This is a genomic window from Pseudomonas sp. YL2 (assembly GCF_023063025.1).
Classification (GTDB): Bacteria; Pseudomonadota; Gammaproteobacteria; order Pseudomonadales; family Pseudomonadaceae; genus Aquipseudomonas; species Aquipseudomonas putida_A.
In genome coordinates this window covers 121,544-143,290 of the sequence record NZ_JAJSLU010000015.1, presented here as the reverse complement: position 1 = coordinate 143,290, position 21,747 = coordinate 121,544, and the positions used below count along the sequence as shown (strand labels likewise).

16 protein-coding genes are annotated in these 21,747 nt (G+C 59.7%); 5 read left to right on the top strand and 11 right to left on the bottom strand.

What is annotated here, in order from left to right:
• Positions 1-122: 122 nt before the first annotated feature.
• The 11 genes from LVD08_RS20725 to LVD08_RS20675 all read right to left on the bottom strand — a co-directional run bounded on the left by LVD08_RS20725 (position 123) and on the right by LVD08_RS20675 (position 15,780).
• Positions 123-869, bottom strand: a complete 747-nt coding sequence (locus tag LVD08_RS20725; protein ID WP_247269112.1) for an SDR family oxidoreductase — start codon at positions 867-869, stop codon at positions 123-125.
• A 243-nt stretch (positions 870-1,112) separates the two neighbouring features.
• Positions 1,113-3,194, bottom strand: a complete 2,082-nt coding sequence (locus LVD08_RS20720; protein ID WP_247269111.1) for a putative bifunctional diguanylate cyclase/phosphodiesterase — start codon at positions 3,192-3,194, stop codon at positions 1,113-1,115.
• 288 nt (positions 3,195-3,482) lie between these two features.
• Positions 3,483-4,952, bottom strand: coding sequence for an efflux transporter outer membrane subunit (locus tag LVD08_RS20715; RefSeq protein WP_247269110.1), 1,470 nt, complete (start codon positions 4,950-4,952; stop codon positions 3,483-3,485).
• Positions 4,949-8,056 (bottom strand): efflux RND transporter permease subunit, encoded by a 3,108-nt coding sequence (locus tag LVD08_RS20710; protein ID WP_027613729.1) that lies wholly within the window; start codon positions 8,054-8,056, stop codon positions 4,949-4,951. Before LVD08_RS20710 ends, LVD08_RS20715 begins: the two co-directional genes overlap by 4 nt.
• A gap of 142 nt (positions 8,057-8,198) precedes the next feature.
• The gene (locus LVD08_RS20705) at positions 8,199-11,300 is read right to left on the bottom strand and encodes an MdtB/MuxB family multidrug efflux RND transporter permease subunit (RefSeq protein WP_247269109.1); all 3,102 of its coding nucleotides are present in this window, start codon (positions 11,298-11,300) and stop codon (positions 8,199-8,201) included.
• Complete coding sequence (locus LVD08_RS20700) at positions 11,297-12,604, bottom strand: MdtA/MuxA family multidrug efflux RND transporter periplasmic adaptor subunit (RefSeq protein ID WP_027613731.1); 1,308 nt, start codon at positions 12,602-12,604, stop codon at positions 11,297-11,299. The genes LVD08_RS20705 and LVD08_RS20700 overlap by 4 nt, the downstream gene beginning before the upstream one ends.
• A 175-nt stretch (positions 12,605-12,779) precedes the next feature.
• Complete coding sequence (gene tpx / locus LVD08_RS20695) at positions 12,780-13,280, bottom strand: thiol peroxidase (protein ID WP_007968505.1); 501 nt, start codon at positions 13,278-13,280, stop codon at positions 12,780-12,782.
• Between the two features lie 230 nt (positions 13,281-13,510).
• The gene (locus LVD08_RS20690; protein ID WP_243753581.1) at positions 13,511-13,870 is read right to left on the bottom strand and encodes a hypothetical protein; all 360 of its coding nucleotides are present in this window, start codon (positions 13,868-13,870) and stop codon (positions 13,511-13,513) included.
• Between the two features lie 91 nt (positions 13,871-13,961).
• Positions 13,962-14,660, bottom strand: coding sequence for a hypothetical protein (locus LVD08_RS20685; protein WP_096797342.1), 699 nt, complete (start codon positions 14,658-14,660; stop codon positions 13,962-13,964).
• Complete coding sequence (locus LVD08_RS20680; RefSeq protein WP_247269108.1) at positions 14,660-15,163, bottom strand: PAAR domain-containing protein; 504 nt, start codon at positions 15,161-15,163, stop codon at positions 14,660-14,662. Before LVD08_RS20680 ends, LVD08_RS20685 begins: the two co-directional genes overlap by 1 nt.
• Before the next feature lie 248 nt (positions 15,164-15,411).
• Entirely contained in the window at positions 15,412-15,780 is a 369-nt protein-coding gene (locus tag LVD08_RS20675; RefSeq protein ID WP_096797340.1) for a DUF6124 family protein, read from the bottom strand.
• Positions 15,781-16,336: 556 nt separating this feature from the next.
• Between LVD08_RS20675 and LVD08_RS20670 the strand changes: the two genes are divergently transcribed.
• The 5 genes from LVD08_RS20670 (at position 16,337) to LVD08_RS20650 (ending at position 21,734) form a co-directional block, all read left to right on the top strand.
• Positions 16,337-16,762: a YciI family protein gene (locus LVD08_RS20670; protein WP_247269107.1), complete on the top strand. Its 426-nt coding sequence runs from the start codon at positions 16,337-16,339 to the stop codon at positions 16,760-16,762.
• A 338-nt stretch (positions 16,763-17,100) separates the two neighbouring features.
• On the top strand, positions 17,101-17,892 hold the full coding sequence (locus LVD08_RS20665) for a hypothetical protein (protein ID WP_247269106.1): 792 nt from the start codon (positions 17,101-17,103) through the stop codon (positions 17,890-17,892).
• 10 nt (positions 17,893-17,902) lie between these two features.
• Positions 17,903-19,354 (top strand): DUF1254 domain-containing protein, encoded by a 1,452-nt coding sequence (locus LVD08_RS20660; RefSeq protein ID WP_247269105.1) that lies wholly within the window; start codon positions 17,903-17,905, stop codon positions 19,352-19,354.
• 13 nt (positions 19,355-19,367) lie between these two features.
• Entirely contained in the window at positions 19,368-20,771 is a 1,404-nt protein-coding gene (locus tag LVD08_RS20655) for a DUF1254 domain-containing protein (RefSeq protein ID WP_247269104.1), read from the top strand.
• A 12-nt stretch (positions 20,772-20,783) separates the two neighbouring features.
• Positions 20,784-21,734, top strand: a complete 951-nt coding sequence (locus tag LVD08_RS20650) for a SphA family protein (RefSeq protein ID WP_027613736.1) — start codon at positions 20,784-20,786, stop codon at positions 21,732-21,734.
• The last annotated feature ends 13 nt before the right edge of the window (positions 21,735-21,747 follow it).

The window sequence follows — 21,747 nt, the reverse complement described above, 5'->3', positions numbered from 1 at the left end:
TGGCGCCTCCCGGACCACCCCCGCCCCCACGGTGGACCCCTTCCCTCCGGAAAAAGCGCGGCCACCTGTGGGGGCGGCCTTGCTCGCGAAGAGGCCATATCAGGCAACACAAATCCCAACGATCAGCGCCCACCACCCAGATCAACAAACGTCCCGGTCGCATAAGAAGCCTTGTCCGACAACAACCAGATGATCGCTTCCGCCACCTCGTCCGGGCGTCCGCCCCGGGCCATCGGGATCGCCGACTCAAGCTTGCTGACTCGATCCGGATCGCCGCTCAATGCATGGAAATCGGTATAGATATAGCCCGGACGCACCGCGTTGACGCGAATCCCCTCGCCCGCCACTTCCTTGGACAAACCGATGGTGAAGGTGTCGAGTGCGCCTTTGGACGCGGCGTAGTCGACGTACTCGTTGGGCGAGCCCAGGCGCGCGGCGACCGAGGAGACGTTGACGATGCTGCCGCCCTGCCCGCCGTGTTTGGGCGACATGCGCAGGATCGCGTGCTTGGCGCAGAGAATCGGCGCCAAGACGTTGGTTTTCATGATCTTGAGAATGCGAAATTCGGACATTTCATCGACCCGCGACTTGTGCCCGACGGTGCCGGCGTTGTTCACCAGCGCGGTGACCCGCCCCAGTTCGGTGTCGACCCGCTGAAACAGCGCGATCACTTCGTCTTCGATGCTGACATCGGCGCGTACCGCAATGGCTTGCGCCCCCAGCGCCCGCACTTGCTCCAGCACGCTTTGCGCGGCCTGTTCATCCGACTGATAGTTGATGCAGATCCGATAGCCCTGCCCGGCAGCCAACAACGCCGTAGCGGCGCCAATTCCGCGCCCGCCACCGGTGATTACCATGACTTTATCCATGTTGGCCCTTCCCCCCAATGCACACTTGACAGTCGGGTTGAAGAATAACCGCCATTGGGCGGTTTTGCATGGGCTCTGTCAAAGACAAAACCCTGCATGAGACTGAGATGTTTTTTGTGGCGAGAGAGCTTGCTCCCGCTCGGCTGCGAAGCAGCCGTGATTCCGGGCAACACAGTAAAACCGAGTAAAAACGAGGCCGCTTCGCGCCCCAGCGGGAGCAAGCTCCCTCGCCACAGAATGCAGTCAGACAGCCGCCAGAGCCTCTCCACGGGCAATGTTCTGCATGAAGCGATCCGCCGGCATCGGATGGCCCAACAGATAGCCCTGCAACGAATCACAGCCCAACTGCGTGAGGAAGTCCTGCTGTACGCCAGTCTCCACCCCCTCGGCAACAATGCGCAAACCGAGTGCCTGGCCCAACGCCACAATCGCCGAGACGATGGCCGCGTCATCGCTGTCATGCTCCAGATCGCGGACAAAACCGCGGTCGATCTTCAGCTCGTTGGCCGGCAAACGCTTGAGGTACATCAGGCTCGAATAACCGGTGCCGAAGTCGTCGATCGACAGGTCGACGCCCATGTCGGACAACTCCTGCAACACCTTCATGCTCGCATCCGCGTCGCTCATGGCCGTGGTTTCGGTGATTTCCAGGGTCAGGCTGTTGGCCGGCAGGTGGTGGGTCGCCAGCGCCTTGGCCACGCTCTGCACCAGCCCCGCGTGGCAGAACTGCAAGGCCGAGAGGTTCACCGCAATGCGCCAGTCGGTGTAACCGAGCACGTACCATTCGCGCATCTGCCGGCAAGCTTCATTGAGCACCCATTCACCGATGGCGATGATCAGGCCGGTCTTCTCTGCCAGATCGATAAATTTGTCGGGCAGCAACATGCCCTGGGTCGGATGTTGCCAGCGCAGCAGCGCTTCGGCACCGACCGGACGACCACTGATGGCGTCGAATTTGGGCTGGAAATACAGGCTGAACTGACTGTGTTCCAGCGCGGCGCGCAGGTCCTGCAACAGCTGCAGTTGCTTGCGCGCGTTGCTGTTCATCGAAGCATCGAAGAAGCTGTAACCGTTTTTGCCGCTGCCCTTGGCGTGATACATCGCCGCGTCGGCATTCATCAGCAGTTCCTGGGCGCTCAGGCCGTTGCCCGGGTACAGGGCAATGCCGACGCTGGCAGAAATCTGCAAGTCGTGCTCGGCCACGCGGAACGCCTGACCGAGCAACCCGACCTGACGCGCGGCCAGCCCCAGAGCATCGTCGGGTTCGCTCAGACGCACCAGCAGCACGAACTCGTCGCCGCCAATTCGCGCGAGCGTATCCTGACTGCGCAGATCTTCGCGCAGGCGCACCCCGACTTCACGCAGCAACTGGTCACCCATGTGGTGGCCGAAGGCATCGTTGACCGGTTTGAAACCGTCCAGATCGATAAACATCAACGCAAAACAACCGCCCTGCTCCTCGACCTTCTTCATCGCCTGATTAATCCGGTCGTCCAGCAGCATACGGTTCGGCAGACCGGTCAGGGTGTCGTGCAATGCCAGTTGCGTCAGTTCACGGTTGGCCAGGGTCAGCGAATGCGCCAGGTCGGCGGTACGCGCTTCAAGGCGCGCATCGAGAATCGAAGTGAGCAAGGCGATCGACAGCACCGCCAGCGTGGTGATCAGCACCAGATTGTCGAGGCCGTTGCCCTTGAGGCCGTCGAGCGTTGCACCGCAGAAACTGCCGTCAGGAAATTGCGCGGCGGCCATGCCGGTGTAGTGCATGCCGACAATCGCGATGCCCATGATCACTGCCGCACCACCACGAATCAGACGCACATAAGGCGAGTGCTGGCGCAGGCGGAAGGCGATCCATAACGCCGCCGCCGAGGCCCCGACCGCGATCAGCAATGAGGCGCCGAACAGGGTCGGGTCGTAATCGATGCCAGGCGTCATGCGCAGCGCGGCCATGCCGGTGTAATGCATTGCACTGATGCCGGCGCCCATGACCAAAGCGCCAAAGGCCAATTGCCAAATCGGCAGTTTCGGCTGGCTGACCAGCCACAGGGCAAACCCGCAGGACAGCACGGCAATCAGCAGCGACAGCGCGGTAATCGCAATGTCGTAGCCCAAGTCGATCGGCAGCTTGAAGGCCAACATGCCGATGAAGTGCATCGACCAGACGCCGACCCCCATCGCCAGTGCACCGCCGGCCGTCCAGAAATGCACTGCGCGCCCACGGGCGCTGGCGATGCGCCCGGTCAGATCGAGCGCGGTGTAGGACGCGAGGATCGCCACACACAAAGAAATGAAAACCAGGGTGAAGGAATAATTACCGATGAGCATGAAGATTCTCGCGACCACCCGCGCCGTACTGCGTCCATTCTCGGCCGGGCAAATGCGGCGATTGTACTGATTGCGCAGAAGAACGCACTGACAAAGTAATCATTTTGCCATCAAGCCGATGAAACGCTTGTTTGATGGTTTTGCGAGGCTCTGGCCCGGGCCTCGTTCCCAGGATTCCGGCAATCAGCGCGATTGATGTGGGAGCGAGCCTGCTCGCGAAAAAGCCAGCACGTTCATCGCAGATATCGACCGAACTGACGCCTTCGCGAGCAGGCTCGCTCTAACGGATCAGCGATTGTCGCTGACATCGAGTTGTCCGTCCCAGCCGCCACCCAGCGCCGCAATCAATTGCACGCTGGCGATCAAGCGGCTCTGCAGAATGTTCAGCACAGTGCGCTCGTTGCTCAGCGCCGTGGCCTGCACCACGACCACATCGATGTAGGCAATCAACCCGGCCTTGTACTGATTCTGGGTCAGACGCAGCGAGTCGCGCGCCGCATCCAGTGCTTCCTGACGCACCGCCGCTTCGTCTTCATACACCTTCAATTGCACCAGATAGTTTTCCACTTCACGGAAGCCGTCGAGCACGGTCTGGCGATACTTGGCGACGGTCTGGTCGTACGCCGCCTCGGTGCGATCAACTTCGGCCGAACGGATGCCACCGTCGAATATCGGCAAGTTCAGTTTCGGCCCGACCGACCAGAAACGGTTCGGCAGCGTTAAAAGATTTTTCGAGGTACTGCTGCTGTAGCCGCCGCTCATGCTTAAGGTCAGATCGGGGTAGTACGCGGCTTTGGCCACACCGATATTGGCGTTGGCGGCGATTACCGAGCGCTCCGCCGAAGCGATGTCCGGGCGCCGTTCCAGCAGTTGCGAAGGCAGGCTCAGGGGAATCTGCGGCAGGTTTGGAATGTTCTGCGTTTCGGCGATGCTGAATTCGGCCGGCGCCTGCCCGGTGAGCACGGCGATGGCATTTTCAAACTGCGCCCGCTGCCAGATCAGATCCACCAGATCGGCCTGGGTGGTTTTCAACTGGGTCTGTGCCTGCGCCACCGCATCACGCCCGGAAATCCCCGCGCGGTACTGGTTCTGGGTCATTTGCAGGGATTTTTCGTAGGCCGCGACGGTGGCTTCGAGCAGGCGTTTCTGTTGGTCGATGACCCGCAGTTGCAGGTAGTTCTGCACCAGCTCCGACTGCTGGCTCAGACGCATCGCGGCCAGATCGGCAAAACTCGCCTGGGCGCTGGCCTCATTGGCTTCCAGGCCACGGCGCAACTTGCCCCAGATATCCGCTTCCCAACTCACGCCCAACTGCGCGTTGTAGGTGTCGCGAATGCCGCTGGCGGAACTGCTCAGGCTCGAACTGCTGCTGCCGGTGCCCTGGCTGGAGCGGGTCTTGCCCACGCTCAGGTCGACACTGGGATAAAACGCTCCACGGGCACTCCGCACCAAGGCCTGGGCCTGACGAAACTGGGCTTCGGATTGCGCCACGGTCTGGTTGGAACTGTTGAGTTTTTCGATCAGGCCATTGAGTTGCTGATCGCCATACAACTCCCACCAGGCACCGCGCGCCAGCGAATCGCTCGGATTGGCCTGACGCCAGCCTTTGGCCTCTTTGTATTGCGCGACCTCGGCGGTCTGCGGACGCTGATAGTCCGGGCCCACAGCGCAGGCACTGAGCATCGCCACGCACAGCGACAGGCTCAACAGGCGCGAGCCGCGCGCAGTGGCCAGATTGAGAAGCGAACGGTCAGTCATAGCGGAGTTTCCAGAGCGGCGTCAGTACGCACGCCACGCCACTTGTTGAAGCGGTGGCGCAGCTTGTCGAGATAGAGGTAAACCACAGGCGTGGTGTAAAGGGTCAGGACCTGGCTGAAGATCAGGCCGCCGATGATGGTCAGGCCCAAAGGCTGGCGCATTTCTGCGCCTTCCGCGCGGCCGAGCAGCAACGGCAAGGCGCCGAGGATGGCCGCCAGGGTGGTCATCAGAATCGGCCGCAGCCGTTGCAGGCAGGCACTGCGGATCGACTCCAGCGGCGACAGGCCCTGATGGCGTTCCAGTTGCAGCGCCAGGTCGATCATCAGGATCGCGTTTTTCTTCACCACCCCGATCAACAGGAACAATCCGAGCAGCGAAATCAGGCTGAACTCGCCGCCCAGCGCATAGATCGACAGCAACGCACCGACCCCGGCCGAGGGCAAGGTCGAAAGAATCGTCAGTGGGTGAATGTAGCTTTCATACAGCACACCGAGCACCAGATACACCGCCAGCAACGCGCCGAGGATCATGAACGGCTGACTCTTCTGCGTCGCGGCAAAGGCATCGGCGGTGCCGGCCATTTTCGCGATCACGTCTTCCGGCAGACCGACCTTGGCAATCGCCCGTTCGATCGCGGCACTGCCCTGCTCCACGGTCACGCCTTCAGCCATGTCAAACGCGATGCTTTCGGAAGCGAACTGGCCTTCGTGGCTGACACGGTCGTCTTCCAGGCTGTTTTCGTAATGGGCGATGGTCGACAACGGAATCCGCGCACCGTCAGCGGTAATCACCTGCACCTGATTGAGCGTCACCGGATCCTGCGCGTATTTCGGATTGACCTCCATCACCACCTGATACTGGTTGAGGCTGTCGTAGATCGTCGAAATCTGCCGCTGGCTGTAGGCGTTGTTCAGCACCGCCGTGACCATGTTCATGTCGACCCCGAGGCGCTTGGCCTGATCGCGGTCGACAATCAGCGTCACCTGTTGCGCGCCACGCCCCTCGCGAGCATCAATGGCGGTCAGCTCCGGCAGTGCGCGCAGCGCGGTCACCACTTTCGGGTACCACTCGCGCAACGCCCCCAGATCCCCGCTTTGCAGGATGTAGCTGTATTGCGAGGTGGTCTGCTCGCGACCACCGCCGAATTGCAGATCCTGATCGGCCATCAGCATCAACTGGGCGCCGGGCACCTTGGGCATTTCCTTGCGCAGGCGCTCGATGACTTTCTGCGCCGACAGGTTGCGCTCCTTGATCGGCTTCAGGCGTACCAGCATGAACGCGTTATTGGTGCCGTTGGTGCCGCCGATGAACCCGGCGACGCTTTCCACTGCTTCGTCCTTGAGCACGGCACGGCGGAAGGTTTCCATTTTCGGCTGCATCACGCTGAACGACAGACCGTCGTCACCCCGGACGAAACCGATCAACTGGCCGGTGTCCTGCTGCGGCATGAAGGTCTTCGGCACCACCACGTACAGCGCGACGTTGACCCCGACCGTAATGATCAGACTGAGCAAAGTGAGACGGCGGTGGCGCAGCACCCAATCGAGGCTGGTCGCGTATTTGCCGACCATCCAGTCGTTGGCGCGACGGCTCCAGCGTTGCAGGCGGTTTTCCTGGCCCGGCGTGTGCGGCTTGAGCCAGCGCGCGCAGAGCATTGGCGTCAGGGTCAGCGAGACCACCAGCGACACCACGATGGCTGCTGCCAGGGTGATGGAAAACTCGCGGAACAGGCTCTCGACAATTCCGCCCATGAACAGGATCGACAGGAACACCGCCACCAGCGACACGTTCATCGACAGCAAGGTGAATCCGACTTCCTTGGCCCCGAGGTAGGCAGCCTGCATCGGTTTGACGCCTTCGTCGATGTGCCGGGAGATGTTCTCCAGCACCACGATGGCATCGTCCACCACCAGCCCGGTAGCCAGAATCAGCGCCATCAGCGACAAGTTGTTCAGCGAGAAGCCATAGAGGTACATCACCGCGAAGGTGCCGACCAGCGACACCGGCACTGCCAGCGTCGGAATCAGCGAGGCGCGGAAATTCCCGAGAAACAGGAACACCACCAGAATCACCAGCGCCACAGCGATCAGCAGGGTCATTTCCGCTTCGTGCAGTGTGGCCTTGATCACCGGCGAGCGGTCCATCGCCAGGTTCAGTTTGACGCTGGCCGGCAGCACCGCTTGCAACGCCGGCAACTGCGCCTTGATCTCGTTGACCGTCTCGATGATGTTGGCGCCAGCCTGACGGTTGATCACCAGCAATACCGCCGCGTCATCGTTGAAGAAGCCGCTGTTGTAACGGTCTTCGACGCCGTCGCTGACCTTGGCCACGTCCTTCAGACGCAGGGCCGCACCGTCCTTGTAATGGATGATCAGCGACTCGTAATCCTTGGCCTTCTCCAACTGGTCGTTGGCCTGGATCTGCCACAGGCGCTCGCCGTCTTCGACCGAGCCCTTGGGCCGGCGCACGTTGGCCCCGGCGATGGTCTTACGCACATCGTCGAGCGCCACGCCGTACTGGTTCAGCGCCTGCGGTTCAAGTTCGATACGCACCGCCGGCAGCGAACTGCCGCCGATCTGCACTTCACCGACACCCTGCACCTGGGACAGGCTCTGCGAGAGGATGGTCGAGGCCAGGTCGTAGAGCTGGCCTTTTTCCAGCACATCCGAGGTCAGCGACAGCACCATGATCGGCGCCTGCGACGGGTTGACCTTCTTGTAGGTCGGCATGCTGCGCATCCCGCTCGGCAACAGGTTGCGTGAAGCGTTGATCGCCGCCTGCACTTCCCGCGCCGCGCCGTTGATATCACGGTCGAGGTCAAATTGCAGAATGACCCGGGTCGAACCCTGGCTGGAACGGCTGCTCATGGTGTTGACGCCAGCAATCGCGCCGAACGAGCGCTCCAGCGGCGTCGCCACCGTGGACGCCATCACCTCGGGACTGGCGCCGGGCAGACTGGCCTGAACCACGATCACCGGGAAGTCCATTTGCGGCAGCGGCGACACCGGCAACAGACCGAAACTGACACCGCCCAGCAGCATGATCGCCAGACTCAGGAGCATGGTCGCGACCGGGCGCTTGATGAAAGGACCGGAGAGGTTCATTGACCAAGATCCTTAATTTCACCGCACTCCCCAGTAGGAGTGAGCCTGCTCGCGATGAGGTCGGCACATTCAATATCGGTAGAGGCAGGCATACCGCCATCGCGAGCAGGCTCACTCCTACAAGGGATATGTGTACGGACAGTCATACCGAAACCTCTTCGCGGTCGGCATTGGTCTTGCCAAAGCGCCGACCGAGGCGATCGAAATACAGGTAGATCACCGGCGTGGTGAACAGGGTCAGCACCTGGCTCACCAACAAGCCGCCGACCATCACCAGACCCAGTGGTTGACGCAACTCAGCCCCGGAACCAGTGGCGAGCATCAACGGCACCGCGCCGAACAATGCTGCCAGAGTGGTCATCAGAATCGGCCGGAAGCGCAGCAGCGCCGCCTGATAGATCGCCTGCTCCGGCGCCATGCCCTGGGTGCGTTCGGCGTCGAGGGCGAAGTCAATCATCATGATCGCGTTTTTCTTGACGATACCGATCAACAGGATGATGCCGATGATCGCGATCATCCCCAGGTCATTGCCACTGAGCAGCAACGCGAGCAAGGCACCCACCGCCGCCGACGGCAGGGTCGACAGGATGGTGATCGGGTGGATGTAACTTTCGTAAAGCACGCCGAGCACGATGTACATGGTCACCACCGCCGCCAGAATCAGCAGCAAGGTGCTCGACAGCGACGCCTGGAACGCTTCGGCCGCGCCCTGAAACTGGGTCTGCACGCCAATCGGCATGCCGATGTCCTTCTGCACCTGATCGATGATGTCCACCGCATGTCCCAGCGCCACACCGGGCGCCAGGTTGAACGACATCATCACCGCCGGGAACTGGCCGATGTGGGTGATCGCCAGTTGCGCCTGACGCTCCTCGACATGGGCCAGGCTCGACAGGCGCACCTGCGCACCGTCAGTGGTCTTGACGTGAATCTGATCCAGCGCCGCCGGGCCGATCTTCTCCCCGGCCTGCGCCTGCAGCACCACGCGGTACTGGCTGGCCTGGGTGTAAATGGTCGAGATCTGCCGCTGGCCGAAGGCGTCATACAGCGCATCGGTGATGTTCTGCACCGAGACACCGAGGCGCGAAGCCGCATCACGGTCGATCACCAGATAGACCTGCAGGCCTTTATCCTGCAAGTCGCTGGCGACGTCGGTCAGTTCCGGACGCTGGGCCAAAGCCTCGACCAGACGCCCGCTCCACTGGCTGAGCAGCTCGGCATCCGGTGAGGACATGCTGAACTGGTACTGGGTGCGGCTGACCCGATCCTCGATGGTCAGATCCTGCACCGGCTGCATGAACAGGCGGATACCGACCAGTTTGTCCAGTTGCGGTTGCAGGCGCGCGATCACCTCGGTGGCGCTCAGGTCACGCTGGCCGTGGGGCTTGAGGTTGATCAGCAGGCGACCGCTGTTGAGCGTGGCGTTGTCGCCGTCGACGCCGATGTAGGACGACAGGCTCTCCACCGCCGGATCTTCGAGAATCACCTTGGCCAGCGCCTGCTGACGCTCGCCCATGGCCGCGAAGGAAATCGACTGCGGCGCTTCGGAGATGCCCTGGATCACCCCGGTGTCCTGCACCGGGAAAAAGCCCTTTGGCACCACCATATATAGGAACACCGTCAGCGCCAGCGTACCGATAGCCACCAACAGGGTCAGCGGCTGGTGTTTGAGCACCCACTGCAACTTGCGCCCGTACGCGGCGATCATCCAGTCGATGAAGCCGCCGGTGGCCCGGTAGAAGCGGCCCTGCTCGTGGGCTTCCGGCTCACGTTTGAGCAAGCGCGCGCACATCATCGGCGTCAGGGTCAGCGAGACCACCAGCGAAATCAGGATCGCTACCGCCAGAGTGATGGCGAACTCGCGAAACAGTCGTCCGACCACGTCAGCCATGAACAGCAGTGGAATCAGTACCGCGATCAGCGACAGGGTCAGCGAAATCAAAGTGAAACCGATCTGTTTGGCGCCTTTCAGCGCTGCCTGCATCGGGCTATCACCCTCCTCGATGAAACGCGCGATGTTCTCCAGCATCACGATCGCATCGTCGACCACAAAACCGGTGGCGATGGTCAGCGCCATCAAGGTCAGGTTGTTGACCGAGAAGCCGGCCAAATACATCACGCCAAACGTACCGATCAGCGACAGCGGCACCGCCACCGACGGGATGATCGTCGCACTGGCACGCCGCAGAAACAGGAACGTCACCATCACCACCAACGCAATGGCGATCAGCAGTTCGTGTTGTACGTCGGTGACCGAGGCGCGGATGGTCTGGGTGCGGTCGGTGAGCACGGTAACGTCGAGGCCGGCCGGCAGATTGTCGGTGATGCTCGGCAGCAAGGCCTTGATCCGGTCGACCACCTCGATCACGTTGGCGCCCGGTTGACGCTGGATATTGAGCAGCACTGCCTGATTCTGGTTGGCCCACGCGGCGAGACGTTCGTTCTCCGCACCGTCGACGATTTCCGCCACATCCTTCAGACGCAGCGGCGCGCCGTTCTTGTAGGCGAGGATCAGGTTGGCGTAGTCCTTGGGCGACGTCAGTTGGTCGTTGGCGTCGAGCATCGAGACCCGGGTCGGGCCGTCGAAGTTACCTTTTGGCTGGTTGACATTGGACGCGCCGATCAGGGTGCGCACGTCTTCCAGGTTCAGGCTGTTCGCCGCGAGGGCTTCCGGGTTGACCTTGATCCGCACCGCCTGCCGCTGACCGCCGGCAATGCTGACCATGCCGACGCCGCTGATCTGGGCGATCTTCTGCGCCATGCGCGTATCGACCAGGTCATTGAGCTTGGGCAGCAGCATGGTTTTCGAGGTGATCGCCAAGGTCAGCACCGGGGTATCCGCCGGGTTGACCTTGTTGTACACCGGCGGCGCCGGCAGGTCGGTCGGCAGCAGGTTGGTCGCGGCGTTGATCGCGGCTTGCACCTGCTGTTCGGCGACGTCCATGTTGATGTCGAGGCTGAAACGCAGGGTCAGCACCGAGGCGCCGCCGGAGCTGGTCGAGGCCATTTGCGTCAGGCCCGGCATCTGCCCGAACTGACGTTCGAGCGGCGCGGTGACGGCACTGGTCATCACGTCCGGACTGGCGCCGGGGTACAGGGTCATGACGCGAATGGTCGGATAATCGACCTGCGGCAATGCCGAGACCGGCAGCAGGCGATAAGCAATCAGGCCGGCCAGAACAATGGCCAGCATGCTCAGGGTGGTGGCTACCGGACGGAGGATGAACAGCCGCGAAATGTTCATGCGCCCTTCTTGGCCTTGTCAGCCGCAGCGGCGTCCGGTGCACTGGCGGCGGGTTTGCCCTGCAGGTGCCCGGTCGGGGTGGTCGGCACGTCATTGCTGTCGTTGACCACTTCCACTTCGCTGCCTTCCTTCAGGCGGTCGGTGCCTTCCAGCACCACGCGATCGCCCGCGGCGAGGCCTTCGGTGACCACGGTGTTGGTGCCGTCACTGGCGCCGATCTTCAACTGGCGGATGGTGACTTTCTTGTCGCCGTCCAATGCGTAAACGAACGTGCCGTTGGTGCCGAACTGAATCGCCGCCGACGGTGCGAGTACCACGCCTTTCAAGGTATCGGCCAGCAGATGGACGTTGACGAACTGATTGGGGAACAGCGACTGGTCGCGGTTATCGTAACGGGCCTTGAATTTCAGGGTGCCGGTGGCGACGTCGATCTGGTTGTCGAGGCTTTGCAGCACACCGCTGGCCTGGATCTTGGTATCGCCGCGATCCCATGCCTCGGCCGGCAGTTTGGCGCCGCTGTGGTAGCGAGCCAATACGGTTTCGAGGCTGTTTTCCGGCAAGGTGAAGACCACGCTGATCGGTTGGGTCTGAGTGATCACCGCAAGGAACGTGGTGTCGTTGGCGGCGACGAGGTTGCCGACGTCGACCTGACGCAGACCGACGCGACCGGCAATCGGTGCGCGGATCTTGGTGAATTCGAGATTGAGCTTGGCGTCGTTGACCGCCGCCTGATTGGTCTTGACCGTGCCCAGGTACTGGCCGACCAGTGCTTCGGCGGTGTCCAGGGTTTGCTTGGCGATGCTGTCTTCCTTGTACAGGCCGCGATAACGCTCGACATCGACCTGTGCGTTTTTCAACTGCGCCTGATTCTGCAGCAAAGTGCCTTCAGCCTGGAGCAAGGCGTTCTGGTACGGACGCGGATCGATCTCTGCCAGCAGGTCGCCGGCCTTGACCATCTGCCCTTCCTCGAAATTGATCTTCACCAGTTCACCGCCGACCCGGCTGCGCACGTTGATGGTGTTGAGCGCAGTCACCGTGCCCAGTGCCTTGTAATACAGCGGGAAGTCGCCCGTGACCGCCGGCGCCACACGCACCGGAATCGGCCCGGCCGCGCCACCGAAGCCCGGCCGCATCATCCCCGAACGTCCGGCATGACCGCTCGCCGCCTTGTCGGCGCCCTCCTTGTGGGCCGAACCGGCGGGCCAGAATTTCCAGCACAGGACGGCGATGACCAACAGGACGAGCAGGCTGATCAGCCAGCGACGGGAGTTGCGAGGGGACGATTGCATGGATTGATTAACCATTGGGCGCGTGGGCTTCTTTTACGGGAGGCTGAACGATAAGCACTGATCGGATTTAAGCAAAGCAGCTTTACCGGCAATTTACCTTCAACTTACGTTTCAAGGTGTGAGGCAAAACACTGATACACAAATGAAAACGGCCTGGACAGGGCCAGGCCGTTAACAATTGTAAAAGCGCTTATTTCAGAACGGCGAGTGCTGCGTCGTAGTTCGGCTCTTCAGCGATTTCCTTGACCAGTTCGCTGTGCAGCACGTTGTCGTTCTCGTCCAGCACTACCACGGCACGGGCGGTCAGGCCTTTGAGCGGGCCGTCAGCGATGGCTACGCCGTAGTTTTCGATGAATTCGGCACCGCGCAGGGTCGACAGGTTCTGCACGTTTTCCAGACCTTCGGCGCCGCAGAAACGGGCTTGGGCGAATGGCAGGTCAGCCGAGATGCACAGCACCACGGTGTTGGCCAGTTCGTTGGCCTGAGCGTTGAACTTGCGTACCGAAGTGGCGCAGGTCGGGGTATCAACGCTTGGGAAGATGTTCAGCACTTTGCGCTTGCCGGCAAAGTCTTTCAGGGTAACGTCGGACAGATTGCCGGCAACCAGAGAAAAGGCTGGCGCCTTGGAACCGGCTTGTGGCAACTGGCCGTTGACTTGAACCGGGTTGCCTTTGAGGGTGACTTGAGCCATGACTTTAGTCCTTCTTAACGTGGTTATTGAGCATGCAAGAGGCCGAAGTTAACCACGAAATTGTCCGACGACCTATGCCCTGACTGAAAATTGTCAGGGGCCTGCGCAAAAAATTGTATACAACCGCGCCCCCCCTGTAGGAGCTGCCGAAGGCTGCGATCTTTTGACTTTATCTTTTCATCAAGATCAAAAGATCGCAGCTTCGTTTCACCGACAGCTAAAAGAATTGGTCAGTCGGGCATGGATCGGATGATGTCGGCTAGATCATCCTTGGTTATTTCATTGGCCTTGATAGCAGCGGCAATATCGGTTTTGGAGAGCGGAAACCGTTTGAAAATTTCTTTCAAGGTTTCCTCATCAACATTGGCCAGCCAGAGCGGATCTATAAATGAACCACCATACTCAGGCTTCATGGGTACTTCTTCGTGTGCAATTGCACCTTTATGATTGAGATACACTACATAACGGTCGTGCCCTTCAGGAAAGCTTTTATCGTGATAAAGGGTAGTACCCAAAGGCAGGACATAGTAATTCTCGTCGCCATTTGGCCCTTCAATCAGCAACGGTTCTTTAGTTTTGATCATTTTCATATTGTGCCCCTTCGCAATATCGCCAAAAATCAGAAAAGCCAAAAAAATCGCATTGACGGATAAAACTGCCACCAGCCATAGGCCAAGACGTCTATTTGTAAACATTTTTCTTATCATAGGGGGCCTCGGTATTCGCTTCGAGCATGGCTTGTAAATCCGCAGGCATGAAAATACCGTCCTTCGGACTACTTTGCGTACGCGCTGCCTGTCTTTCGATGAAAGAAAGACCTCGCATCTCATTGAATTTCCCCGGGTTCTGCACAATTGACTTTCCCGAAACCTTTGCTCCTGCAATTGTCACGGTTGTGCAGTTATTCGTAGTCGGATGATAGTTCGATGGCAAGACATACCGAGCTGATGAGGCAGTCTTTTTTCGCTGTTCTTTTTGCTGGGCGACAATACCGTCGAAATGAGCGATCACAGCCTCGGCTTTTGCATTTTCCAAAAAATAAACAAAACCTGTTGTTGTACGCCCCAAACTGTTTTCACCAGAGATATACGCTTTGAAGGACGTCCAGACGTTCAACACGCCTTCGCCCTCGCTATCGAACGTGCCCCAGGTTTTTCCATAGCGACCAAAGTCATAAGTAATGTCTTTGCTACCGACCACCACGTGTAAAGCCGCGTGCCCGAAAGGATGCTCTTCTTTATCGCGGGTGTAGGGACCACCCACCAGTACTTCCATATACGCACCGGATACGACCACCTGATTGGTTTTCGTGGTTTTCCCTGATGCGCCTGTATTTTTTGCTGCCTGGGTTGTGCTGGTAGTTTTAGTAGACTGAACCATTAAAGATGTTCCGTATCTTCAAGTTTCGGAAACTTTATGCTGCAACTCCCCTTGGGAATATTTGCAACATGCACAAAGCCATTTTCGTCGAGGACGCCAGTCATCAAGGTTCCATCGGGAAGCGTCAATTCATACGCCTCGTTGGCTACAGGTTCATCTCTTTCATTAAGCAACTGAAACTCGACGAAAGTCTTTTCTTTCAGAAACTGCGAGAAGAAGCTGGCGGGAGCACTACCAGAATCACCGACGAAGGTGTCGGGTGATCCAGCAGTAATCGTCGCTCCACACGCCGTTTGGGAACCGACATGGGCAACGTCCTTTCCCAACCCAAAAACATGGGGGGCGCCCGTTGTTATGGGATTACTGCCGTGAATCGGGCAGGAATAGATATCTCCTACCAAAGCTACGGGAGTCGAGTTAACAAAAATAGGACTTGATCCAGTGCTGATATTTCCACCATGACTACCTGGATCTCCGAGTCTTGCGACTGGCTTTCCTGCCATCGTTTCTCTCCATTGAATATCACGACCTGCGGATGTTACCCGATCTTGTTTTGGAAAACAGGGTATCCATGGCACCTCCGGACTGGATAGAAAATACGACCGGCTAGAGTCTTTTTTGGTTGGTCGTTGACCGTTCCAACGCGCGGTAAAGGAATGTAACAAGAGAGCTCTGTGCGCCAACTCACGAATCTGACGCAGAGCCTCAAGGGCTGCATTGCTTTGCTGCGCGCGGGAAGGGTCATGATCAATCAGTCTTTAAGTTCTACGTGATCCAGTGCTTGATTTACCGCTAACTCCCCCAGCATGACGACCTGAGCAATGCCCAGTGCTGTTTTGCGCTGGGAGGTTTCCAGCGAGGCAGCGAAGTTGATGAGCATCTCGCTGGCCGAGCCGAGTGTTTCGCTGGCGTTGGCTAAAAGAGATTCGGTGCTGTACCTGGGATTGGCGAGGTACATGGACTCCGGCTCGTTGGCGCTAGACATGATACGGGCGGCGGGATTGAGGTAGTAGTCGAGGGCGCGGTCGGCGGCTTCGTGGAGTTTTTTACTGTCGACTGAGGCGTAAGGGGTTGTGGTGTCGGCGCCTGATTCTGGGGGGTTGGGTGTTGGTTTTTTCATGGTGTAACTCCACTGAATAGTCGGAGCTGCCCCTTCGGTTTCCGGACGAAGAGGTGGCAGCTGTACGCAGGTTGGAAACCCGGGCAGCGGCGACCCGGACGACCCGAAGGTCCCCCGCGCACAGCCGCCATAACGGAGTGCACACATTCGAAGTGCGCAAGGATACGTTATGAAAGGCGTGTACGCGCCACTAATACCCATCGGGGTTTCCAGTCCCGGTCGCTGAATTGGCAGCGACGAACACAGGCTAGAGACCCGACGTCCGACGGACAACCTGAAAACCTTGTGGGAACGTTCCGCAAAATCGAAACAACTTTTAAACATCCTGAATTGAAATACGCACTGGGAGCTGCCGAAGGCTGTAATTTTTTGATGTTGGTTTTTAACGACAGGAGCAAAGATCGCAGCTTGCGGCAGCTCCTGCATTGGCAGTTGCAGCGTGTCGGATTGCGTTTGTTAAAACGCCGGACTGCATCTTTTATTCAGAGACGTGTCGATTCACGCCCTGCCCGTTCGACTAAGCAGTGAATCAACCCCATTCCCCGGAGAAACCACCATGCGATTCATGATCCTTGTCAAAGCCAGCGCCGATTCCGAAGCCGGCATCATGCCCAGTGAAGAGCTGATCACCGCCATGGGCAACTTCAACGAAGAGCTGGTCAAGGCCGGCATCCTCATCGACGGCAATGGCCTGCACCCGAGCAGCAAAGGCGCGCGCGTGCATTTCTCCGGCGACAAGCGCACGGTCATCGACGGCCCGTTCATCGAAACCAAGGAGCTGGTGGCCGGCTACTGGATCTGGGAAGTGAAGTCGAAAGAAGAAGCCATCGAATGGGTCAAGCGCTGCCCCAATCCCATGCCGGGCGATTCTGATATCGAAATCCGCCAGATCTTCTCTGCCGAGGATTTCGGCGCCGAATTCACCCCCGAAGCCCGAGCGCAGGAAGAGCGTGTGCGCGAGCAAGCAAAGAAAAATGCCTGACCCAACGCCACGTTGAATTTGAAATTGCCATCGCGGGCAAGCCACGCTCCCACAGGCATCGAGTCGGTCACAGGATTTGTGAGCGCTTCAATACCTGTGGGAGCGTGGCTTGCCCGCGAAAGCGTCTGCACTGACACCACACATTTGATTGATCAGCTCACCACCCGACTGAGACCCCGTAGACAAAACCAAAGAATTAATCCCTTCGACTGGCTAACTCCCCATTAGCTGCTAGCGTCAATCAGACGTGTCCTACAGGCTTGATAAAAAAGGAAATACGTCCAACGGCCGAGAAGCGCCAGGACGTCCATGCAGTAGCCACCAGGGAAACGGGGATCATGTCGAAAAAATTGGGGATTCGCGCCCTGCTGCTGGCGAGCTCGCTGGCGCCTGTGTTCTGTGCTCTCGCGAATAACGCCGAAGAGGCCAACAAAAGCAACAATCCGCTGAACTTGGCGCCCGGCGCCAACCTGCAGGATTACTACACGCCGAAGCTGTTCGACAGCAACCTGCACACCAACGATGCCTTGCTGCGCGGTACTTTGCCGATTGCGCCCAACGATTTCATCGGAGTACCGCAGCTACTGCGCGCAACGATGCCGATCAGCACCCGCCCCGATCCGCACGGCGGCTACAGCACGGGGATTGGCGACCTCAACCTGTTCGACATCTTCCTGCTCAAGACCGACGGCGTGCAGTTGGGCATCGGCCCGCAGATCACCGCGCCGACCGCTGCCGAGGACGAACTGGGCACCGGCAAGTGGCAGGCCGGCCTCGCTGCGGTAGCGATCGATTCGTCACCCCGCGGCCTGCTCGGTGCGCTGGTGCAGTACCAAAGCTCGTTCGCCGGCGACCACGACCGCGCGCATGTCGAAACGGCAACCCTGCAGCCGTTCATCATTCATAACCTGGAAAAAGGCTGGTACCTGCGCTCCACCGGCACCTGGACGTTCGACCTGAAGAACAACACTCACTACATCCCGATCGGCCTGGGTGCGGGCAAAGTCTGGAAGTCCGGGAGCAATATTCTCAACGCCTTCCTCGAACCGCAGTGGACCGTCGAACGCAAAGGCGATGGCGTGCCGCAGTTCACCCTGTTCGCCGGGATCAACGTGACATTCGGAAAATAAGGACATCGCCATGCACATCGCTTTACGCGCCGCCGGATTCAGTCTGATGACCCTGTTCGCCAGCTGCGGCGTCGGTGCTCAGGAGCTCGACACGCGTATCGGCAAGATCGCCATGGAAGGCGAACTGCCGGCCCATGAGTCGATTGCCAGACTCTACGCCGAGCTGGATTTCCAGCAGGCGACCCAAAGTTACCTGTGGGCCTTGCCACTGGTGTCCTACGCGCAGTGGCAGGAAGAGTTTCGCGACAAGCTTGGCGCACGCAACGGCGATCTGATGGTGCTCAACAGCTACGAAGACAAACTCGGCGTGATCACCGCCAACGCCACCACGCCGTACATTCTCGGCTTCGTCGACCTCAGCGAAACCGGGCCGCTGGTGATTGAACTGCCACCGGGACCGACCGCCGGCGGCATTGGCGATTTCTGGCAGCGGGCGATCATCGACATGGGCCAGACCGGCCCGGACAAAGGCCAGGGCGGCAAATACCTGGTGCTGCCGCCGGGCGCGGAGCCACCGGCCGATGCCGACAAGTATTACCTGGCCAAATCGGAAACCATGAACGTGCTGGTGGGCTTCCGGGTGCTGGATCCGGATCCAGCCAAGGGCAAGGCGCTGGTCGAGCAATTCAAAATGTACCCCTACGCCAAACGCGCCGAGCCGAGCAAGACCCGCCTGCTGTCGCCTGACGGTAAAAAGTGGTCGGGCACCCAGCCGCGCGGCATCGCTTACTGGCAGCGGCTGCATCAGATCATCCAGAAAGAACCGGTGAATGAACGTGACCGCTTCTACATGGCGATGCTCGCCAGTCTCGGCATCGAGAAGGACAAACCCTTCAACCCCAACACCCAGCAGCGTCAGGCCCTGGAGTCCGGCGCGCAGGTCGGTGAACTGATCGCCAAGGCCAACACCTTTGCCAAGCGCTTTCCTGACGCGCAGTACTGGCCCGACCGGCATTGGGACACGGTGTTGAACATCGCCGAACCGTCGCAACGCGTGGCCTATTACGACCAGTTGTGGGAACGCAGCGCCTGGTTTTATGAAGCGGTGACCAACACCAAAGGCATGGTTTCCAGGACCCCTGGCCTCGGCCAGACCTACCTCGGCGCCTACACCGACGGCAAGGGTGACTGGCTCGACGGCGGCAAGACCTATCGCCTGCACGTCGGCGCCAACCCGCCGGCCAAGCAGTTCTGGTCGATGACCGTGTACGACATCGACAGCCGTTGCCTGATCGACAATCCGCAGCGCAAGGCCGACCTGTCCTCGCGCCAGGATCTGAAGAAAAACGCCGATGGCTCGGTGGACCTGTACTTCGGCCCGAGCGCACCCAAAGGCTTCGAGAACAACTGGGTGCAAACCGTGCCCGGCAAGCACTGGTTCAGCTACTTCCGCCTGTACGCGCCGACCGAAGCCTATTTCGACAAGAGCTGGAAACTCGACGACATCACGGTCGTGCAATGAATAAGGACGCCGCATGAACACACGCAATCTATGGCTGACCGGTATCACCCTCGCCCTGAGCAGTAGCGCCTGGGCCGATTTCAGCGCCAGCCCCGAAGAAGCCCGAGGCATCGCCAAGGACGCTTATCTGTATGGCTTCCCGGTCGTGGAGATGTACAAGACCCTCTACACCCAGGCCGTGGACAGCAAGAGCCCGAACTTCAAGGCACCGTTCAACCAGATCGGCAACACCGCCAAGGCCTTCACCGCCAAGGACACTGCGTTCGTTACGCCGAACGCCGACACGCCCTACTCGTTCGTGTGGATGGACCTGCGCAGCGAACCGTTGATCCTGACCTTGCCGCCGATCGAAGAGCACCGTTATTACTCGGTACAACTGATCGACGCCTACACGCAGAACTTCGCTTATCTGGGCACCCGCAGCACCGGGAATAACGGTGGCCATTTCATGATCGCCGGGCCTGACTGGCAGGGTCAGCAGCCGATCAACATCGACCGACTGGTGCGCAGCGAAAGCAACATCGCCTACGCGCTGTACCGCACGCAGCTGTTCGACGAGAAGGATCTGGGCAAGGTCAAGCAGATCCAGAAAGGCTACAAGGTCGAGCCGCTGAGCCACTACGTGAAACAGAAGGCCCCGGCGCCGGCACCGAAAGTCAGTTGGCCGAAGCCGACGCCGACCATGAGCGAAACTCCGGAGCTGTTCCGCTACCTGAACTTCATGCTCGCCTTCACTCCGCCGCAGGATGTCGAAAAAGACCTGCTCGCGCGCTTCGCCAAAATCGGCATCGGCGCCGGTCAGCCATTCGACCTGAAACAGCTCAGCGCCGGACAACGCAAGGCCCTCGAAGACGGCATCAATGACGCCAAGGCGGAATTCGCCGCGTTCAAGAAAGACAAGGTCGACACGCACGAAATCAGCAGTGGTGACCTGTTTGGCACCCGCGATCACCTCAAGGGCAATTACCTGTATCGCTACGCCGGCGCCAACATGGGCATTTTCGGCAACTCTGCCGAAGAGGCGAACTACATCGGTTATTTCGTCGACAAGGACGGCCAGCCGGTCGACGCGGCGAAACACGACTACACCCTGCATTTCGACAAAGGCGCCCTGCCCCCGGCCGACGCCTTCTGGTCGCTGACCATGTATGACGGCAAGAGCAAATTGCTGGTGGCCAACCCGCTCAATCGCTACCTGATCAACTCGCGGATGCTGCCCGACTTGAAGCTCGATGCCGACGGCGGGCTGACCCTCTACGTGCAGCACAAAAATCCCGGCAAGGACAAGCAGGCCAACTGGCTGCCGGCACCGAACGGGCCGTTCTACGGCGTGTTGCGCCTGTACCTGCCGAAGCCGGAAGTGGCCAGCGGCGAATGGAAGATGCCGCTGCTCAACCCGGTCAACTCAAAACAATAAACGGAGCCAGTGATGGTCAAGCCTTACGTTGTGCGTCCGCTGCTGGCGCTGTGCATGATCGGCAGTACTCAACTCTATGCAGCTGAAGGTGGCGTGGGCCGGCCAATCACCGGGCAACAAGTATATTCCAACGCCGGGATCATCCCGCCCGAGCCGGGCTGGGTCGTCTCGGTGACCAGCATCTGGTACGACGGATCGCTCAAGGGCAGTCGTGGCGCGCCGATTTCCGGTGAGGTCAGTGCCGGAATCGACATGAAAGTCTCCTACACCATGACCAACCTGACGCACATCTGGGACACCGGCAAAGGCCCATGGAACTTCGCCTCGGCAATCGGCGTTCCAGTGCAGTACACCGACATTGACGCGGCCATCACCGGCCCGCGCGGACGCACCCTCGGCACCAGCGATTCCGGGACTCAGTTCGCCGACGCGCTGGTCACCCCGATTGCCGCCGGCTACCACTTCGACGAGTTGAACCACATCGCGTTCTCCCTGCCGATCTACGTGCCGACCGGCGCCTACAACGACAATCGCCTGGCCAACCCGGGGCAGAACAATTACACGTTCATGCCCACCGTGGCCTTCACCCATCTGGATGGCAAGGGTGGCGAGTTCACCCTGTCCAGTGGCCTGGAGTTCTACACCGAAAACACTGCCACCGATTACCGCAACGGCAATATTTTCACCCTCGACGCCTTGTGGACTCATGGCTTCGGCAGTGGCTGGAGCGCCGGTCTGGCGGCGGGTTATATCCAGCAAATCACCGACGACAAGGGGCAGACCGCCGACAGCCTGAATGGCTTCCGTGGACGCTCCGTCGGCGCCGGGCCGGTGGTCGCCTGGGCCGGAAAATTCGCTGACGCTCAGGCCAACATCAGTGCGCGTTGGGTGCCGGAGTTCGACACCAAAAACCGCCCTGAAGGCAACGGAATTGCCGTCAACATGACCCTGGCGTTTTTCTAGACCGGCCACAAAG

Coding starts and splice junctions, on each gene's coding strand:
- LVD08_RS20725 (WP_247269112.1), bottom strand. CDS start 869: ATGGATAAAGTCATGGTAATCACCGGTGGCGGGCGCGGAATTGGCGCC.
- LVD08_RS20720 (WP_247269111.1), bottom strand. CDS start 3,194: ATGCTCATCGGTAATTATTCCTTCACCCTGGTTTTCATTTCTTTGTGT.
- LVD08_RS20715 (WP_247269110.1), bottom strand. CDS start 4,952: ATGACTGACCGTTCGCTTCTCAATCTGGCCACTGCGCGCGGCTCGCGC.
- LVD08_RS20710 (WP_027613729.1), bottom strand. CDS start 8,056: ATGAACCTCTCCGGTCCTTTCATCAAGCGCCCGGTCGCGACCATGCTC.
- LVD08_RS20705 (WP_247269109.1), bottom strand. CDS start 11,300: ATGAACATTTCGCGGCTGTTCATCCTCCGTCCGGTAGCCACCACCCTG.
- LVD08_RS20700 (WP_027613731.1), bottom strand. CDS start 12,604: ATGGTTAATCAATCCATGCAATCGTCCCCTCGCAACTCCCGTCGCTGG.
- tpx (WP_007968505.1), bottom strand. CDS start 13,280: ATGGCTCAAGTCACCCTCAAAGGCAACCCGGTTCAAGTCAACGGCCAG.
- LVD08_RS20690 (WP_243753581.1), bottom strand. CDS start 13,870: ATGAAAATGATCAAAACTAAAGAACCGTTGCTGATTGAAGGGCCAAAT.
- LVD08_RS20685 (WP_096797342.1), bottom strand. CDS start 14,660: ATGGTTCAGTCTACTAAAACTACCAGCACAACCCAGGCAGCAAAAAAT.
- LVD08_RS20680 (WP_247269108.1), bottom strand. CDS start 15,163: ATGGCAGGAAAGCCAGTCGCAAGACTCGGAGATCCAGGTAGTCATGGT.
- LVD08_RS20675 (WP_096797340.1), bottom strand. CDS start 15,780: ATGAAAAAACCAACACCCAACCCCCCAGAATCAGGCGCCGACACCACA.
- LVD08_RS20670 (WP_247269107.1), top strand. CDS start 16,337: ATGCGATTCATGATCCTTGTCAAAGCCAGCGCCGATTCCGAAGCCGGC.
- LVD08_RS20665 (WP_247269106.1), top strand. CDS start 17,101: ATGTCGAAAAAATTGGGGATTCGCGCCCTGCTGCTGGCGAGCTCGCTG.
- LVD08_RS20660 (WP_247269105.1), top strand. CDS start 17,903: ATGCACATCGCTTTACGCGCCGCCGGATTCAGTCTGATGACCCTGTTC.
- LVD08_RS20655 (WP_247269104.1), top strand. CDS start 19,368: ATGAACACACGCAATCTATGGCTGACCGGTATCACCCTCGCCCTGAGC.
- LVD08_RS20650 (WP_027613736.1), top strand. CDS start 20,784: ATGGTCAAGCCTTACGTTGTGCGTCCGCTGCTGGCGCTGTGCATGATC.